This is a genomic window from Bacillus sp. TL12 (genome assembly GCF_022625245.1).
Lineage (GTDB): Bacteria > Bacillota > Bacilli > Bacillales > Bacillaceae_G > Bacillus_A.
In genome coordinates this window covers 114,825-127,942 of sequence record NZ_JAJJBY010000014.1, presented here as the reverse complement: position 1 = coordinate 127,942, position 13,118 = coordinate 114,825, and the positions used below count along the sequence as shown (strand labels likewise).

21 protein-coding genes and 1 pseudogene are annotated in these 13,118 nt (G+C 35.6%); 4 read left to right on the top strand and 18 right to left on the bottom strand.

What is annotated here, in order from left to right; genetic code table 11:
• Position 1 precedes the first annotated feature (1 nt).
• From LOK41_RS15405 to LOK41_RS15340, 14 genes and pseudogenes are all read right to left on the bottom strand, one after another.
• The gene (locus LOK41_RS15405) at positions 2-511 is read right to left on the bottom strand and encodes a dUTP diphosphatase (protein WP_241817293.1); all 510 of its coding nucleotides are present in this window, start codon (positions 509-511) and stop codon (positions 2-4) included.
• Positions 512-523: 12 nt separating this feature from the next.
• Positions 524-685 (bottom strand): hypothetical protein, encoded by a 162-nt coding sequence (locus LOK41_RS15400; RefSeq protein WP_241817292.1) that lies wholly within the window; start codon positions 683-685, stop codon positions 524-526.
• Between the two features lie 102 nt (positions 686-787).
• Positions 788-997, bottom strand: a pseudogene (locus LOK41_RS15395) (hypothetical protein); the annotation flags it as partial.
• A 26-nt stretch (positions 998-1,023) separates the two neighbouring features.
• A complete protein-coding gene (locus LOK41_RS15390) occupies positions 1,024-1,188 on the bottom strand; it encodes a DUF3954 domain-containing protein (RefSeq protein WP_241817290.1) in 165 nt (54 codons plus the stop codon).
• 17 nt (positions 1,189-1,205) lie between these two features.
• Positions 1,206-1,565: a cell division protein SepF gene (locus LOK41_RS15385; RefSeq protein ID WP_241817289.1), complete on the bottom strand. Its 360-nt coding sequence runs from the start codon at positions 1,563-1,565 to the stop codon at positions 1,206-1,208.
• Positions 1,558-1,836: an AbrB/MazE/SpoVT family DNA-binding domain-containing protein gene (locus tag LOK41_RS15380; protein WP_241817288.1), complete on the bottom strand. Its 279-nt coding sequence runs from the start codon at positions 1,834-1,836 to the stop codon at positions 1,558-1,560. Before LOK41_RS15380 ends, LOK41_RS15385 begins: the two co-directional genes overlap by 8 nt.
• Before the next feature lie 15 nt (positions 1,837-1,851).
• Positions 1,852-2,046 carry a hypothetical protein gene (locus LOK41_RS15375; RefSeq protein ID WP_241817287.1) on the bottom strand — a complete coding sequence of 65 codons (195 nt, stop codon included), beginning with the start codon at positions 2,044-2,046 and terminating at the stop codon, positions 1,852-1,854.
• A 2-nt stretch (positions 2,047-2,048) separates the two neighbouring features.
• A complete protein-coding gene (locus tag LOK41_RS15370) occupies positions 2,049-2,912 on the bottom strand; it encodes an ATP-binding protein (RefSeq protein ID WP_241817286.1) in 864 nt (287 codons plus the stop codon).
• On the bottom strand, positions 2,854-3,597 hold the full coding sequence (locus LOK41_RS15365; protein ID WP_241817285.1) for a DnaD domain protein: 744 nt from the start codon (positions 3,595-3,597) through the stop codon (positions 2,854-2,856). Before LOK41_RS15365 ends, LOK41_RS15370 begins: the two co-directional genes overlap by 59 nt.
• Positions 3,598-3,601: 4 nt before the next feature.
• Positions 3,602-3,784 carry a hypothetical protein gene (locus LOK41_RS15360; RefSeq protein ID WP_241817301.1) on the bottom strand — a complete coding sequence of 61 codons (183 nt, stop codon included), beginning with the start codon at positions 3,782-3,784 and terminating at the stop codon, positions 3,602-3,604.
• 96 nt (positions 3,785-3,880) lie between these two features.
• Positions 3,881-4,036, bottom strand: coding sequence for a hypothetical protein (locus tag LOK41_RS15355; protein WP_241817284.1), 156 nt, complete (start codon positions 4,034-4,036; stop codon positions 3,881-3,883).
• A complete protein-coding gene (locus LOK41_RS15350; RefSeq protein WP_241817283.1) occupies positions 4,033-4,347 on the bottom strand; it encodes a DUF771 domain-containing protein in 315 nt (104 codons plus the stop codon). Before LOK41_RS15350 ends, LOK41_RS15355 begins: the two co-directional genes overlap by 4 nt.
• 13 nt (positions 4,348-4,360) lie before the next feature.
• Entirely contained in the window at positions 4,361-5,071 is a 711-nt protein-coding gene (locus tag LOK41_RS15345) for a Rha family transcriptional regulator (protein WP_241817282.1), read from the bottom strand.
• Positions 5,071-5,322, bottom strand: coding sequence for a helix-turn-helix transcriptional regulator (locus tag LOK41_RS15340; RefSeq protein WP_241817281.1), 252 nt, complete (start codon positions 5,320-5,322; stop codon positions 5,071-5,073). Before LOK41_RS15340 ends, LOK41_RS15345 begins: the two co-directional genes overlap by 1 nt.
• Positions 5,323-5,462: 140 nt before the next feature.
• Between LOK41_RS15340 and LOK41_RS15335 the strand changes: the two genes are divergently transcribed.
• From LOK41_RS15335 to LOK41_RS15325, 3 genes are all read left to right on the top strand, one after another.
• A complete protein-coding gene (locus LOK41_RS15335) occupies positions 5,463-5,891 on the top strand; it encodes a helix-turn-helix domain-containing protein (protein ID WP_241817280.1) in 429 nt (142 codons plus the stop codon).
• A 22-nt stretch (positions 5,892-5,913) separates the two neighbouring features.
• Entirely contained in the window at positions 5,914-6,342 is a 429-nt protein-coding gene (locus tag LOK41_RS15330; protein WP_018765233.1) for an ImmA/IrrE family metallo-endopeptidase, read from the top strand.
• A 192-nt stretch (positions 6,343-6,534) separates the two neighbouring features.
• Positions 6,535-7,689 carry a tyrosine-type recombinase/integrase gene (locus LOK41_RS15325; protein ID WP_241817279.1) on the top strand — a complete coding sequence of 385 codons (1,155 nt, stop codon included), beginning with the start codon at positions 6,535-6,537 and terminating at the stop codon, positions 7,687-7,689.
• A gap of 131 nt (positions 7,690-7,820) precedes the next feature.
• Here the strand turns inward: LOK41_RS15325 and glnA are convergent, their stop codons facing one another.
• The 4 genes from glnA to hflX form a co-directional block, all read right to left on the bottom strand.
• On the bottom strand, positions 7,821-9,155 hold the full coding sequence (glnA, locus tag LOK41_RS15320) for a type I glutamate--ammonia ligase (protein ID WP_241817278.1): 1,335 nt from the start codon (positions 9,153-9,155) through the stop codon (positions 7,821-7,823).
• A 48-nt stretch (positions 9,156-9,203) separates the two neighbouring features.
• Positions 9,204-9,593, bottom strand: coding sequence for a transcriptional repressor GlnR (gene glnR, locus LOK41_RS15315; RefSeq protein WP_002014475.1), 390 nt, complete (start codon positions 9,591-9,593; stop codon positions 9,204-9,206).
• Positions 9,594-9,767: 174 nt separating this feature from the next.
• Positions 9,768-11,039: a methionine gamma-lyase family protein gene (locus LOK41_RS15310; protein ID WP_241817277.1), complete on the bottom strand. Its 1,272-nt coding sequence runs from the start codon at positions 11,037-11,039 to the stop codon at positions 9,768-9,770.
• A complete protein-coding gene (gene hflX, locus LOK41_RS15305) occupies positions 11,032-12,309 on the bottom strand; it encodes a GTPase HflX (protein WP_241817276.1) in 1,278 nt (425 codons plus the stop codon). The genes LOK41_RS15310 and hflX overlap by 8 nt, the downstream gene beginning before the upstream one ends.
• A 92-nt stretch (positions 12,310-12,401) precedes the next feature.
• Between hflX and LOK41_RS15300 the strand changes: the two genes are divergently transcribed.
• Complete coding sequence (locus tag LOK41_RS15300; protein ID WP_174102642.1) at positions 12,402-13,025, top strand: trimeric intracellular cation channel family protein; 624 nt, start codon at positions 12,402-12,404, stop codon at positions 13,023-13,025.
• Positions 13,026-13,118 lie beyond the last annotated feature (93 nt).

The window sequence follows — 13,118 nt, the reverse complement described above, 5'->3', positions numbered from 1 at the left end:
ATTAATATCCGTTATCCTGGCGTTGATGGTTCACTTCATTCTTCTTGTAGTACCCTTGTTCAATTTCATCAAATGTAAATCCTAATTTCTTGCCTAAACCTAAGTAGGAATATAATAATTCCTCATAAATTTCTATACTTTGAGTCGCCCGGAATTCTGATACTGTTTCATACACATTGTTAAACTGACTAACTAGCGCACTTGATGTAAAGACATTAGCGTTACGATTTAATAGCTCCAAACTATATTCATTTGAATTAAATCCGATTCCATTTCCTAATGATGCTATGAAATGCAGCCCATCAACATACTCCATCAAAATGACTTCTTTTTCGCTAGGCCCTTTATTGCTCCAATGTTTAAAACATCTCGTTTCATTTGCAAGTTCACCAATCTCAACTTGTAAAGCAAGAATCATGTTGTAAAATATATTTTGACCTTCTAACCCATGCTCCTTAACAATCCGATCATCTAACACCTTTTGCATTGAAAAAATTTTAACTAAATTCATTGTTCTTCCTCCTTATGCCACTTGTACGGGCTTATTTTGAATACCGCTTAACATATCTTCCAAGCCTAATTGATCTAATATAAGTACAGCTACTTCAATTTGATGCCGCTTTAATTTTCGTGATATCTCTGCAATATTGGTACCTTTATCCCACATTTCTTGAAATCGAATCACATCTTGTTCATTTCAAAGGAAATTTGCTTCTTCTAATGCGATATATAGTGTTAGAGGGAATTCATAGTTCCTATTATTCTTAATTAGCTCTACACTTGTATCTCCAATCCCTTCAGAACGACCTCCAATTTTATAGTTATCTGCCTGATCTAAAATCAAAACAGCCACTTCCACCTGTTTTCTTTTTAAACGTTTTGCCATTTCTGCTAAACTAACACCGTTATTCCACATTTCACGAAATAGGATTACTTGCCTTTCATCCCAAATAAAATTAACTTCTTCCAAAGCAACATGTATTTTCAAAACCGCCATCCTTTTCACCTCTTATGAAAGAATGATTATTTTATCTTTTCAGTAAACTTAGTATCCACACGATCTACTTTCCCATTAAGCCAAACAGCAACTTGTTCACCATATCCACTTGCTGGCGGTTCTACTGCAATTACACGACCATCTTTTACAACATAAATCTTGTTACTAGAAGTATCGATTTCTACTTTCATAAATGCATCTCCCTTTGTCACTTCATATACTCAACAACGTTAGGTTTAAATCCGCTTCCTAAATATACCCTCACTGGAATAGCTTCTTTTTTATCTCTTGCTGCCTTACATAATTCTTCAGCGGCTTCCCAATTAAACAGCTTGTCCAACCCACGTTGAAACCTCCAAATTGCCATTGCATATTGCTCAAATATCTCGTAGCGATCATCCGGATTTGTTGTTCGTGGAAGCTCGTCCGTGCATTTTGCAATCTTAGGAATCTGGACACGTACATCTGTATATGTAACTCGCCCAGTTCCCTTCTTTACATTAGCTTTCGTTACATCAAATTGGATGATTTCTGGCTCTACATCAAAAATATTTAGTTGTTTAACCATTGACCTTCCCACTCCTTGTAATGAGTTCCAGTAATTCACTTGCACCTTTCTTACTTAAAAACATCCTTCCGTCCAGCAATTCCACATTATCTTCAGATACTTCACCCGTTACAAAGCAAGACTTTTCTTGTTTTCTCAAAACAACGTTCTTCCCATCAACATAAAATTCTAACGCTGCACCTGTAGAGATTCCCAAAACTCTACGTAACTCAATTGGAATTACTACACGACCTAGCTCGTCCACTTTCCTTGCAACACCTGTATTTTTCATTATTAATCCCCCTTATTAACTAACTTTTTTCTTTCTTTTAGATTCTATTGATTGTGCCATCGATTCAAAATGTACTAACCATGCTTCCCAACGTTTTTGGTTTGCTTCTTGTTGTTGTTTTGCCACTTCACAATTACAACCATTTGTTTCAATTACACCTGGATAAGTTTCTTTCCGAATAATTCCCGTACCATTGCATAATGCACACATTGTTATTCCCCCTTTTTAAAATTGCGTAATCTATAATTATCCCCATGCATTTCTAACATTTCGGCGTTTTCCATCATCCGACTAAAATCACGTTCTCCATACATTCCTGCTAATTCACCGATAGTAAAATTAGTAGTAAACAAAGTACTTTTACCTATACGACTATCAACGATTTCATTCGTTTTTGTTTGTTTCCATGTAACCCCTTCTTTATCTTTTTCCGTGAATTCCGCTCCGAAATCATCAATAATTAAGACATCTACCTTAGCTAGAAGGGACATAAGTTTGTCCTCTGTCATTTCGCTGTTTTTATTCCAAGTGGATTTGATTTTGGTAAATAACTTATTCATTTGAATAAACATTGCACTGTGACCCATTTTCATAAGTTCTTTGGTGGCTGCCACACACAAATGACTTTTCCCTACTCCATAATCACCAGTTATAATCATGCTTGTTGGTTCTTCATTATTGAATGAAGAAACAAAATCCATAATAATTTCTTTTGCATCAGCTAATTCCTTTTTAGGCGGTACATAGTTTTCAAATGTTGCTTTCTTTAGTTTGTCATTTATCAAGCTGTTATCAGCAAATGAATCATATAAATGAATAATTTCATTTTTCTTCTTAATAGCTAATGTTTCCTTAGCTAATTTCTGATCTTCTCTTTCTACCAATCTACATTGAGGACAAAACTCTTCGTTCGTTTCTGTATCTATCAACATACGTTTACTGCAAACGTCTTTAATGCTTTCTTTTCCTACTAAGAAGACATTCTTACATCTATTAGGAGACAATACATATCTTTGACTAGCGTTTCTTGAAATCGTATTTGTCGATGAAGCTACTATCTTTCCGACTGCTTGCATTGTTTTTCTCTCCTTTTTTACCTTTGTTTTTAAATTCAGCTTCCGAAGCATGTACATCTGATAATGTACGAATATTTTTATTAACCCACTGTTTTAAAATACCCTCAGCGTAGTTCCATTTCTTCTGTTGTTTCAATGCCCGTTCCATGGCTGCTTGTACAAGTTCTTCGCTTGTATCGTTTGCCCATTGGGTAATACTATCGGCTACGAATGGATTTAAAATCCCAAAATTATTTTCATAGAATGAGAAGATATTACTACTACTTTGTAATTTAGTATTTTGTTTATTAGTACTTAGTTCTTTAGTATTTAGTAGTGTTTGATTTTCTATATGTGGATTTTCCACATGTGGAATGTCCATTTGTGGATTTTCTACATGTGGGTTTTCTGTTTGTGGGACTTCATAAATGACCGTTTCCCATTTAAGAATTTTTCCCTTTTCATCTTTTATAGGAAATCTTTTTACATAACCATACTTTTTAAGTTCCTTCATCCCTGAGTACAAGCTACTAATTTTATCTTTCGCATGAGTCGCTATTTCTTCCATGTAAAACACCCAATCATCAGGCAATGATAAAATGTAAGCTAATATTCCTTTCGCCTTCCAACTCAAACGTTCATCTCGAAGACCTGTATTATTAATGGTCGTATAATTTTTGTTTTTATTAACCCGAAATGTTGCCATTCGTTTACCTCCTTACACAAACTGCCACATATGCTTGTTCACTTCCAATTATTTCTTGAATCTCGTAATGTGGATATCCAACACTGAAATATCGCTCAATCATCTGATTTAACTCTTCTTTGCTATTTGTTCGCTCCCAAAATTTCCGAGTTAACAGTACTTGATAAGGAACTAGATTTATCTGCATGTACTACTTACTCACTTTCCGTGATATACTAAATTAAAATGTTTTTTCTAAGATACCCATTGCCGTGGGTTTCTTTTTTATGCATTTTGCACATATTCAATGATGTTCGCCAATTTTTCGAATAAGAGCGTTTAAGCACACGAACCGATTCTCAATAAGACGTCGCTGCTTTTTATTTGGTAATTTGTAATGAGCCAGTAGTTTAAGATAGTCAGCTACTTTTACGTTGTTGTAGTTGATAGTTAGATTCATTGGTTATTACCTCTTCCATTGAGATAATGAAAGTTTTGTTCTAAGAACTCGCGCATTTCTTTCGCCTTGAACATCCAACGCCCACTGCTTTTATTATTCGAAATTTCTTTCATTTCATTTTGGAACCTTGGATTAAATAAAATGTTTTCCGCTATCCAGTCATACTTACGATTTGTTTCTAGCTTTAATCGTTCCATGTTCCACCATGTTCCGATCCCCATTCCTTCTAAAATACTTTGAACCTTTTGTTCCGCTAGATTCCGAACATACTCTTCGTCAATAGCAACATTTACAACTGCTGTTCCGTCCATTAGGTATCCTCCCTTAAACCATCGGTCTCCAACCGTTAATAAAGTTCAGTGCTTCATTGAAATCTTTCTTCAAGATGTCACGATAACTGTTTACATTGAATGCATCTTTCAAATTACGTCCTAGCAACCCGAATAACTTACGAGTAGAATCATGTACATCTCTATCTACATGTCCGTTTTCCCATAAGAAATAGATCCGTTTAGCTTTTACTTTTTCAATTACTCGTTGTTGCCCATAATCAACAGTAAGTTGCTTTTCAACTACCTGTTCCAATGAAGAAACTCTTTTATTCAAGTTACTAGTTCCTGCCGCTAACAACTCTATTTGACCGAATGTATCCCCAGGAATTTTCATCTTTTTTTCAATATGTTCTTTTATCCTTTTAAATTCTCGCAGAAATTCTACTTTCATTTTCATAGCTTCTGGAGTCACGTATGACATCGCAACAATTACGAACGCATCTTCTGTTAAAAGATATTTTTTATACCACTGTTTATTTTGAGGATGTTGATATTGGGTCTGCCCAAAGTTGAGCATCCCCCATTTTATTTCATTAGCTTCCGCTAGCTTTTCTAATTGAACCTCGATATCACGAATTACATTTTTATGCTCTTTTCCAAACATTTCAGCAACAGTTAAACTATCCGTTACAACCTCTCCATTATTGTCAAAAACTAATTTATTATTTTGTATTTTGTCATTTACTACCGCTAAATTTCCCATTATGAAACCTCCTTGTTACTATTATTTTTTTCAGCCCAACAGGAAACTAAAAAGAACTTAAAGTTCGATTTGTTACTAAAAAAAATATCATCAATGTTCATATCAAAGAACTTTGCAATTTTTTTAGCTGTTTCCATTGATGGATTCCTTTCTTTTCGATCAATCATTCGGATATATCTTTCAGTAACTCCACAATAGATTGCAATTTCTTTATATAAGTTTCCTTGTGAGAAGCTTATTTTATTTTTCATGTAATCACCCTCCAAAAAAGAACTATATGTTCTAAATACAGAATATAGAACTTTTTTGTTCTATGTCAATGCAAAAAAGAACAATTTGTGCTAAACTTTAAAAAAAGTGAACAATTAGTTCAATTAGAGAGGTGAACAATATGATAGGTCTTAGAATAAAATCTTTGAGAAAAAAAGAAAATTTAACACAAAAACAACTAGCTGAAAAGATCGGAGTCTCCCAAAGAATGATAGGCTATTATGAATCCGAAGAAAGATTTCCTCCACATGATGTGCTAACTAAATTAGCTGATTGCTTTTCAATCTCCGCCGACTATTTATTAGGTAGAGCTGTTACGGATCAACCAAAAAAGCAATTAACACAAAAAGATGAGAAAGATATAGCAAAAAGAATGGAAGAAATAAAAAGAGACCTTCAAGGTGAAGACGGCTTAATGTTCTCTGGTGAACCTATGAGTGAGGAAGCTGTTGAATCATTATTAGATGCAATGGAGTACATCGTGAAACAAACAAAAATAATCAATAAAAAATACGTTCCTAAGAAATATCGTAATAACGACAATAACTGATGCGAGCTTAGGAGGGAAAACATTGAAATTCGTCATAAGAGATCTAGTCACACAACTTTGCACAAAATATAACACGAAAAATCCCTTTGAGCTTGCTGATTGTTTAAATATCATTGTATTTTTTCATGATTTACATGAAGAGATTAATGGTTTTTACAAATGTGAAGAAGGAAATAAGTTTATCGCTATTAATAATAATTTATCAGAAACTATGCAAAGGACAGTTTGTGCTCATGAATTGGGACATGCTGTCCTTCACGAAGAAGTAAATACTCTATTCTTACGAAAAAATACTTTTTTATCTGTTGATAGATTAGAAATAGAAGCAAATACCTTTGCTGCATTTTTATTAATAGACAAAAATACCATTATTCCAGGTGATACAAAAAAATGTATAGCATATAAAAATAACATTCCTATAGAACTCTTAAAGTTTTATAAAATTTATTAAAAGAGGAAGTTGCTTTGATTATTGATTTAGCGATTGAAAGAGAAAAAAGACAGAAACAAAAAGAAAATTAACTTGTAAAATTGCCTATCGTTACGCGAGTTTACGAAGAAGATGGAGAAATCAAATACGAAATAGAAGGATATATAGACACACCTGTTTCTTGGTTAAAAGAAAAATAAAGGAGGGAAAATCATGGCGTCTTTCCAAAAATACCAAACAAAAGATGGAGCTAAATGGCTCTACAAAATTTACACCACTATTAATCCGAAAACAGGAAAGAAAAAACAAACAACAAAACGTGGTTTTAAAACAAAGAAAGAAGCTCAACTTCATGCTGCGAAGGCTGAAACAGAATTAAGTAACGGGACTTTTATAGAAGATAAAAATGTGATGATTTCTACATTTTTGAATGATTGGCTTATAACCTACAAAAAAGGAAAGGTTAGAAATCATACATACAATCTTCACAAAACAGCAATAAACAAACATATCGTTCCGTTTTTCGGATCGTATAAGGTATTCGATATTACACCTTCACTCTGTCAAAAATTCGTGAATCACCTCTTAGAAGAAGGGTATAGTGAAAGTAGTGTTAAGAATTACACTGCACCTTTAAAAGGAGCTTTGCTCAAAGCTGTTGATTTGCAGCTTATTCAACAAACACCTTTCCGCGGAATTGTCATTGCTAAAAGTGATACTGAAGACAAAAAAATTAAGCATTTAGAAGGACAAGAAGTGAATACATTTGTTCAAAAATTAAAAGAAACAGAACCTCATTATTTCTCGTTGTTCTTTACACTACTTCACACAGGAATACGCAAGGGTGAGGCACTGGCTTTACGATGGGATGATATTGATTTAGAAGAAGGAACAATAAGTATCCGTCACACCTTCACTTATGATTATAAAAACCTAGATAATCTATTCGCTAAACCCAAAACAAAAGCATCTTACCGCACGATAATCTTAGCAGATTTTTTAATCCAAATCTTAAAAAATCATAAATTTGAACAGAATAAATGTAAACTGAAATTAGGAGGGTTATACCATGATCTTTCATTAGTATTCGCACGTGAAAATGGACTTCCTTATCCAAAGTCTACTTTACAAAGAGCTATGACTCGCATTTTAAAAAAAGCTAATGTAACAAATATCACGATTCATGGTTTACGTCATACACATGCCGTTCTTTTGTTAGACGCCGGATATTCAATGAAAGAAGTGCAAGAAAGATTAGGGCATGATTCAATTCAAATTACTTCTGACATATATGCCCACATTTCAAAAGAAATGAACAAAAAGAGTCTTAATAAATACGAAGCGTTTGCGAAACGCAACCTACTTTAAAAAGGTCATGGTATGGTCATGAAATAAATATGGTCAAAATATGGTCATAAGCTAAAAACAATTGATACTTCTCCCTTTATCCACGCATACAAAAAACCCTTGACACATTATGTGTCAAGGGTTTGAGACTCTTAGTAAAGAGACATGTATTGATCGCGTTCCCATTGGTGAACTTGCGTGCGGAACATATCCCACTCAATCTCTTTTGCTTCGATGAAGTGCTCAAGTAAGTGTTCGCCTAATGCGCCACATACAACTTCATCAGATTGTAGTGTAACTAATGCTTGCGCTAATGTTGCTGGTAAATCAACGATACCTGCTTCTTCACGCTCTTCTTTCGTCATAACATAGATGTTACGATCTACAGCAGCTGGCGGAGTTAATTTATTTTTAATTCCGTCAAGTCCTGCTGCTAATAATGTTGCCATTACTAAATATGGGTTTGCAGCCGGATCAACACTACGTACTTCTACACGTGTACTGATACCGCGAGATGCTGGGATACGTACTAATGGGCTACGGTTTTGTGCAGACCATGCTACGTAACAAGGTGCTTCATATCCAGGTACTAAACGTTTGTATGAGTTTACAGTTGGGTTCGCTACCGCAGTAAATGCTGGCGCGTGTTTTAAAATACCTGCGATAAAGTGACGTGCATCATCACTTAATTGTAAGTCACCATTTTGATCGTAGAATACGTTCTCTCCATTTTTGAATAATGACAAGTTACAATGCATTCCAGAACCGTTCACTCCGAATAATGGTTTTGGCATAAACGTTGCATGTAAGCCGTGTTTACGAGCAATTGTTTTAACAACAAGCTTAAATGTTTGAATATCATCACATGAACGAAGTGCATTTGCATATTTGAAATCAATTTCGTGCTGTCCTGGTGCAACTTCATGGTGAGATGCTTCAATTTCAAAGCCCATCTCTTCAAGTTCAAGAACGATATCACGACGACAGTTTTCCCCTAGATCCATCGGCGCAAGGTCGAAGTATCCACCGTTATCGTTTAGTTCTAATGTTGGATTTCCTTTTTCATCAACTTTGAATAAGAAGAACTCTGGCTCTGGTCCAAGGTTGAATTCATTAAATCCTAGCGCTTCCATTTCTTTTAACATACGTTTTAAGTTATTACGTGGGTCACCTTCAAACGGAGTGCCATCAGCATTGTAGATATCGCAAATTAAGCGAGCTACTTTACCTTTTTCAGCAGTCCAAGGGAATACTACCCAAGTATCTAAGTCTGGATATAGGTACATATCAGACTCTTCAATACGAACAAACCCTTCAATTGAAGATCCATCAAACATCATTTTGTTATCTAGAGCTTTTGTTAATTGACTAACTGGAATCTCTACGTTTTTAATAATCCCTAAAAGATCCGTAAATTGTAAACGGATATACTTTACATTCTCTTCTTTCGCTAAACGGAAAATATCTTCTTTTGTGTACTTTGCCATTATAAATTCCTCCTTAGTCCCTCTAAACACCTTCAGAATCAGTTATCCCTAGTGAAAAAACCTTGAAATATCACCTTGTCGTAATGAAGTTCGATTAAATCTGCCTGTATGTTGCAGTTCATCACGAAGAATTTTACGAAGCTCGGATTTTGAAATTTCTTTTGTTTCTTCTTTTACTTTCACTGCTTCTGTTTGATTTTCTTTCATTTGCAATACTTGTTTAATACCAGCCATATTTAAGCCTTGATCTAACAAATCTTTAATTTCTAACAACTTATCTACATCATTAAATGAAAACAATCTACGATTTCCCTTTGTACGGGTTGGGAAAATTAAATTGTGCTCTTCATAATAGCGAATTTGACGAGCAGATAGCTGTGTTAAATCCATTACAATACCAATTGGAAACAGCGGGGCAGAACGTCTATCTTCTTTCATTGTTTCAGTTCCTCCTTCGCCTTAACTGTTTCTCATTTTATACCATGTTATGTTTGATGTCAACAGATGTTAGCTTTTCTTACATGATTTTTTATAAATTTTTTCATTCTTTTTTAAAATGGCACAAATACATTCTTCTATGCAAAAAAAGCTGTCGAAATCGACAGCTTTCCCTTACGAAATTGTTAATAGATTTTTTTCAATTAATGCATCAATTGCGGAACAAATCGCAATCTTCACATGAGAATACGTTAATCCACCTTGTACATAAGCAACATATGGCGGACGAATTGGACCATCTGCTGATAGCTCAATACTTGCACCTTGAATAAAAGTACCCGCAGCCATGATGACATCATCTTCATAACCCGGCATATAGTTTGGATACGGTGTAAAGTGTGAATTGATCGGAGACGCATATTGAATTGCTTGACAAAACGCAACCATACGCTCTTTGTCATCAAATTGAACAGACTGAATTAGATCTGTTCGTGCAGCATCCCAAGTTGGTGATGTATTCATGCCTAATTTCTCTAAAAATGCAGCTGTAAAAACCGCTCCTTTTAACGCTTGACCAGCAACATGAGGCGCCAAGAAGAAACCTTGATACATTTCTTGCAAGCTGTACAATGATGCCCCAGCTTCCGCTCCAATCCCGGGAGAAGTTAAACGATACGCACAAGCTTCTACATATTGTTCTTTCCCAACAATATAACCACCTGTTTTTACAATTCCACCACCCGGGTTTTTAATGAGAGATCCCGCCATTAAATCCGCTCCAACATGACACGGTTCTAACTCTTCCACAAATTCACCATAACAGTTGTCTACAAATACAACAACATCCGGTTTGATTTCTTTAACAAACGAGATCATCTCTTTAATCTCTGAAATGGTAAATGACGGACGTGTTGCATACCCTTTCGAACGCTGAATGCCAATCATTTTCGTATTTTCATGAATTGCCGCTTCTACAGCTTTAAAGTCAACTCGCCCTTCTGCTGTTAACGGTACAGCGTTGTAACCAATGTTATATTCTTTAAAAGAACCAACACCTTTACCACGCACACCGACAATCTCTTCTAACGTGTCATACGGTTTCCCTGTTATATATAACAACTCGTCATCAGGTCGTAAAATACCAAATAAAGCTGTTGAAATCGCATGTGTACCCGAAATAATTTGCGGACGAACAAGTCCTGCCTCTGCTCCAAATACATCAGCATACACCGTTTCTAATGTGTCACGACCGATATCATCATAACCATACCCTGTCGTTGGGATAAAGTGTGAATCACTAATTTTATGCTCACGAAAACTTTCTAATACGCGAAATTGATTACTTTCAATTACTGCATCAATGCGTTTATGTACACCTGTAATTTGTTCTTCTACTTCTTTTACAATAGGAGCGATTCTTTCTCCATTTTTCAAACGATCAAACATTTTTATTCTCTTCTCCTTTTTGCACTAAAAATCTCTTTAATTGTCCATTTAATGGTGAGTGAGCAAATATATAACCTGTACATTCATACAAAAACTCATTTTCTTTGAATTCCATCCCGGTTAACACCGTTTCTGTTTTTAAAAGCGTTAGTAATCTGCCTTCGTTTGGAGGAATCATAACCCTATACGATTCCATCTCTTCCATCATCTTCATTTCTACTGATTCTTTCAAGTGTAATAAATCTACTTCCTCAAAAGCACTTGTCATAAGAAAATCACTTTTTGGAAACGGAATAAAATTCTGATGTAATTGATCTTTTTTATTGTAAACCGTAATAATTGGAATATGATCGATTTTAAGATCTTGTAGTAATTGTTTCACAGTCTGTTCATGCCCTACATAATTCGGATCTGCAGAATCAACAACGTGCAAAATCACATCCGCTTCCCCCGCTTCTTCTAGCGTAGAACGAAACGCTGCAACCAATGATGTTGGCAAATCTTGAATAAACCCTACCGTATCAGTTAGCAATACAGTATATCCGCATGGCAATTGCATCTTTCTTGTCGTTGGGTCTAACGTTGCAAACAGTAAATTTTCTTCAAACGTATCCGCTTCTGTTAGTCTGTTAAACAACGTCGATTTCCCAGCATTTGTATAACCAATTAATGCAACTTGAAATACTTGATTACCCTTACGGCGCTCACGATACCTTTTCCGGTGCTCCACAACACCCGCTAGCTGTTTCTTAATTTCATCAATACGAGAACGAATATGACGACGATCCGTTTCTAGCTTTGTTTCACCAGGACCTCTCGTACCAATCCCACCTCCAAGACGTGATAGCGCTAGTCCCTGTCCCATAAGACGCGGCATTGTGTATTGCAGTTGAGCTAATTCCACCTGGAGCTTACCTTCTCTTGATTTTGCACGCTGAGCAAAAATATCCAATATCAGTTGTGTTCGATCAATCACCCTTGCATCTAATACAGAAGATAAATTACGAATTTGACTAGGTGTTAACTCATTATTAAATATAATAACAGCCGGTTCTAGTTCTTCCGTCAGCGCTGCAAGTTCTTCTAATTTCCCCTTACCTATGTATGTAGCAGGATGAAATTTCGGTCGTTTTTGCGTTGTAGATACCAAAACTTCCGCACGAGCTGTCTTCGCAAGCGACGCAAGCTCTTTCATGGAATGCATAAACCGCTCATCATCATCTTGCGGCAATTGACAGCCAACTAATATGACTTTTTCTTTTTCTTCCATCAAATATGTTCACTCATCCTTTTCGAAATTTAAACCTTCTAATATAATAACAGAGGAGGCATATTTCATCTAGTTAGCGGGGGAGAAAATTCATGGCATGGGAGATTTTTAGCATCATTGGTACAATTGCCTTCGCACTCAGCGGAGCTATTGTCGCAATGGAAGAAGATTACGATATTTTCGGGGTATATATTTTAGGAATGGCAACTGCATTTGGGGGAGGTGCCCTTCGTAACTTATTAATCGGTTATCCAATCGTCGCGTTTTGGCAACAGGACATGTTATTTCAAATCGCACTCTTATCAATGACGATTATCTTTCTATTTCCAAATAAACTCATTACACATTGGAAACGGTGGGAAAACATCACGGATGCTATCGGCTTATCAGCATTCGCGATACAAGGAGCTCTTTACGCACAAAAACTCAATTTACCTATTAGCGCTACAATTGTCGCATCCGTTTTAACAGGGATTGGCGGCGGTATCATTCGCGATTTATTAGCACGTCGAAAACCCCTCGTCCTTCGTGCAGAAGTATATGCATTTTGGACGATTTTAGCAGGATTTTTAATCGGTGCCAAAATCGTTGTTAGCGATTGGGCTTTATATACTTTATTCATTTTGATTGTTTGCTTCCGTATGATTTCTATTCATTACAGATGGCATTTGCCACACAGACGCTTAGATAGTAAAGAGCGTTCCATTCATAAATAGTAACTTCATCCCTTTACAGATCGTAAAGGGTTTTTTCTTTTCTAACGTGTTTTTCCGCCCATAGTGTCCATACTAAATTTTAAAGAGAGGTGA

Excerpts from the sequence above, each read along its gene's own strand:
- LOK41_RS15405 (WP_241817293.1), bottom strand. The coding sequence starts at position 511 with ATGAATTTAGTTAAAATTTTTTCAATGCAAAAGGTGTTAGATGATCGG.
- LOK41_RS15390 (WP_241817290.1), bottom strand. The coding sequence starts at position 1,188 with ATGAAAGTAGAAATCGATACTTCTAGTAACAAGATTTATGTTGTAAAA.
- LOK41_RS15385 (WP_241817289.1), bottom strand. The coding sequence starts at position 1,565 with ATGGTTAAACAACTAAATATTTTTGATGTAGAGCCAGAAATCATCCAA.
- LOK41_RS15380 (WP_241817288.1), bottom strand. The coding sequence starts at position 1,836 with ATGAAAAATACAGGTGTTGCAAGGAAAGTGGACGAGCTAGGTCGTGTA.
- LOK41_RS15375 (WP_241817287.1), bottom strand. The coding sequence starts at position 2,046 with ATGTGTGCATTATGCAATGGTACGGGAATTATTCGGAAAGAAACTTAT.
- LOK41_RS15370 (WP_241817286.1), bottom strand. The coding sequence starts at position 2,912 with ATGCAAGCAGTCGGAAAGATAGTAGCTTCATCGACAAATACGATTTCA.
- LOK41_RS15365 (WP_241817285.1), bottom strand. The coding sequence starts at position 3,597 with ATGGCAACATTTCGGGTTAATAAAAACAAAAATTATACGACCATTAAT.
- LOK41_RS15360 (WP_241817301.1), bottom strand. The coding sequence starts at position 3,784 with ATGCAGATAAATCTAGTTCCTTATCAAGTACTGTTAACTCGGAAATTT.
- LOK41_RS15355 (WP_241817284.1), bottom strand. The coding sequence starts at position 4,036 with ATGAATCTAACTATCAACTACAACAACGTAAAAGTAGCTGACTATCTT.
- LOK41_RS15350 (WP_241817283.1), bottom strand. The coding sequence starts at position 4,347 with ATGGACGGAACAGCAGTTGTAAATGTTGCTATTGACGAAGAGTATGTT.
- LOK41_RS15345 (WP_241817282.1), bottom strand. The coding sequence starts at position 5,071 with ATGGGAAATTTAGCGGTAGTAAATGACAAAATACAAAATAATAAATTA.
- LOK41_RS15340 (WP_241817281.1), bottom strand. The coding sequence starts at position 5,322 with ATGAAAAATAAAATAAGCTTCTCACAAGGAAACTTATATAAAGAAATT.
- LOK41_RS15335 (WP_241817280.1), top strand. The coding sequence starts at position 5,463 with ATGATAGGTCTTAGAATAAAATCTTTGAGAAAAAAAGAAAATTTAACA.
- LOK41_RS15325 (WP_241817279.1), top strand. The coding sequence starts at position 6,535 with ATGGCGTCTTTCCAAAAATACCAAACAAAAGATGGAGCTAAATGGCTC.
- glnA (WP_241817278.1), bottom strand. The coding sequence starts at position 9,155 with ATGGCAAAGTACACAAAAGAAGATATTTTCCGTTTAGCGAAAGAAGAG.
- glnR (WP_002014475.1), bottom strand. The coding sequence starts at position 9,593 with ATGAAAGAAGATAGACGTTCTGCCCCGCTGTTTCCAATTGGTATTGTA.
- LOK41_RS15310 (WP_241817277.1), bottom strand. The coding sequence starts at position 11,039 with ATGTTTGATCGTTTGAAAAATGGAGAAAGAATCGCTCCTATTGTAAAA.
- hflX (WP_241817276.1), bottom strand. The coding sequence starts at position 12,309 with ATGGAAGAAAAAGAAAAAGTCATATTAGTTGGCTGTCAATTGCCGCAA.
- LOK41_RS15300 (WP_174102642.1), top strand. The coding sequence starts at position 12,402 with ATGGCATGGGAGATTTTTAGCATCATTGGTACAATTGCCTTCGCACTC.